Here is a 2,679-nt window from a genome sequence, read left to right as displayed (position 1 = left end):
TCCGGCGGGTGTCGAACCGGCAACCTTGTCGAAGGCGGCCGGGGCCTTGGCTTCCTCGCCATAGGCAAGGGCCGCGTAATCGCCCTCCGCCTCACCGACCGCAAAGGCCGAGCGAATGCGCGCATTGACCTGGTCGCGGGTCAGCCCGGCGCTCTGGATCACCGAGGCCTGGGTCGAGGCATGGGCCTCGCCGGACAGTGCGATGACCGCATCGACCACATCGTCCTTTTCGGTGAAGGCGACGAAAGTGTCGAAGACGCCATTGCCCTGGCCGAGGCTTTCCACCGCATCGGCGATGGCCGCCTGGGTGGGCGTCAGGGTGAAGTCGGAGAAGGCCACGTCGTTGCGGTCGAGCGTCAGATCGATGGTCGTCTCGGTATAGGAGAGCCGCCCCTCGAGGAAGAGCGCGCCGTTGAAAACGTCCTCGGCGAGAACCGCGCCGAATTCGCCGTCGATCTCGCCGGCGGTCATGATCGCGGTGGTGACGCCGAGCTCGAAGGCGAGCGCACCCTTGGAGACGAACACGACATCGGCGCCCGAACCGATGGTGACGGTGCCGGCCACGTCGAGAACGTCGGTGGAGCTGATATCGACCTGGAAGGCGGACCCTTCCTCGAATTCGGCATCGCCGTCGACGGTCTTGCTGCCGGCCACCGTGCCGCCCGCGAGAACGGTCATCGAGCCGCCGAAATCCGTATCGACGGACAGCACGCCGCCGCTGATCTCGCCCGTTCCGGTAAATGCCGACCAGTCGCCGGTCAGGCTGGTATTGCCGGCCTCGTGTTTGAGCAGGCCTTCGCCCGACACGATGGCGTCGAAACCGTAATTCTCATCGGTGTGGTTGAAGACGAGCGTACCGTCGCCCTCGCCGAATTCGATGGTTGCGGCAGCCCCGTCCGCCCCCTTTACCGAACCCGCCGCCAGCGCCTCCTCGCCGGACGCCGCCCCGATATTGAGCGTGCCTTGCGAATCCACGTCGAACGCAAGAGAAAAGCCCTGATCAGCCTCGACAATGCCCCCCTTGGACACCGTCAGCGCACCGTCGCTCTCGTAATTGGGTGCTCCGACATAAACACCTCCCTCTTCCACTTTGAGCTTTGCCCCGCTGCCGGAGACAGTCACAGTACCGGTCGATCCGTCCTTGTATCCTAAAAAGACGCTCTCCTTTGATTTGACATAGCCGCCGCCCAGGACATTCAATGTTCCCTCGCCATTATAGCCGACGACCAAGTCTTTTGCCGTGGTCAGCCGTGCGTCTTTGCCAGACACGGTTACGGTGCCGTTGCTGTCTGCGAATGTGCCGAGAAAGACGTCTCTCGCCGCACTGACATAGCCGCCGTTGGTGACATTCAACGTAGCCTCGCTGTTAAAGCCGACATACAAGCTGCTCTGCGATGTAAGCCTCGAATCGGCCCCTGAGACCGTCACCGCTCCGACAGAGCCTTCACCTAAGCCCAAAGTCATCGCAGACTGGGCATTCACATCACCGCCGTTCAGCACATTCAAGGTGCCTTCGCCGAAGATACCGACCGCAAAACCGCCAGTGATGTGAACCTTGGAGCCACTGCCGGAAACCGTAATGATGCCGGTCGAACCGTACTTGTATCCGGCAGCGACATTCCCCTCCATTCTGGCGTAGCCGCCCTCCTGCACGTTGAGCGCGCCCTCGCCGTTGAAGCCTACATAGACATCACCGGCCTCGAGCCTGGAGCCGGTACCGGAAACCGTCGCAGTCCCTTTCGCCACGCCGTAAGATCCGAACGTCCCGGCAAATCCGAGCTCGAGCGGACCATCGACAACCTTGACGGTGCCGCCATCCAGAACGTTCAAGACGCCCGTGGTACCCGCCGTATCGCCCAGGCGAATGCTATCTGCTTGCCATGAGCCCGTACCGGAGACGGTCACCGTGCCCTTTGCGCCATTGATACGTCCAAGGACGCCCGCACCACTTTCAAGCTCTCCACCGCTCGAAATGGTCAGCGTGGCATCGGATCCGGGGATGACACCAACATTTACCACGCCGCCCTCCAGATCGAGAGGCGTGGTGATTTCCCGCTGATCCTTGCCGTCGACGATCAGATTTGCGGCAAAGACCGGGCCGTTCAGAACGCCGACCAGTGCAGTGGAGGTCAGAAGTGCCGCGCCGAGCAGGCTGCGGCCCGCAGTTGCGCATCGCGTCGTTGCGCAACGCCTGGCGCTGGATGGAATGGATGTAATTGAAACCGACCGCATATCGTTGAAAACCCGTCTCTGATCTTTGCTTTCCGCCGGCACTCCCCCCGGCAAGTCGGCACCTGACATATCGCGGATTATAACGCAGCCTAATTTAGAAAATACTAACCACAATTCGTGGATCGAAGGCCCGAGGCGGCGGAGACCGTTCCGCCAGCCGAAAAACTTGGCGGGCCAGCGCGACTGACCGGCCCGCCGGTTTTTTGGGCTCAGAAGCGGGCGGTCAGCCCGGCCGAGAGCGCATGGTCCTGCTGGTCGCGGCCGAATGCGCCGGTATAGTCGATGGCGACGTCCATCGCAGGCGTGACGGCGAAGTTGAGACCGAGGCCGACGAGGCCGACGTCACGCGCACCCACATTGCCGGCGATGGTGAAGGGCAGGCTTTTCGCCGCAATGACCATGTCGGTGGTCGGCGTGATGTCGCCAAATGTGTGGTTCCAGGCAATG

At 62.2% G+C, this 2,679-nt stretch carries 1 protein-coding gene and 1 pseudogene; both read right to left on the bottom strand.

Annotation, left to right across the window (positions count from 1 at the left end):
- A pseudogene (locus E2A64_RS17710) lies at window positions 1-2,232 on the bottom strand (hypothetical protein); the annotation flags it as partial.
- Between the two features lie 209 nt (window positions 2,233-2,441).
- Window positions 2,442-2,679, bottom strand: a 238-nt coding sequence (locus E2A64_RS17705) for an autotransporter outer membrane beta-barrel domain-containing protein (protein WP_158285800.1), incomplete at its 5' end; no start/stop codon positions are given.

Source organism: Pseudohoeflea suaedae, from assembly GCF_004354915.1.
GTDB classification, from domain to species: domain Bacteria; phylum Pseudomonadota; class Alphaproteobacteria; order Rhizobiales; family Rhizobiaceae; genus Pseudohoeflea; species Pseudohoeflea suaedae.
The sequence above is the reverse complement of the archived record's forward strand: the minus strand, read 5'-3'. Positions and strand labels throughout refer to the sequence as shown.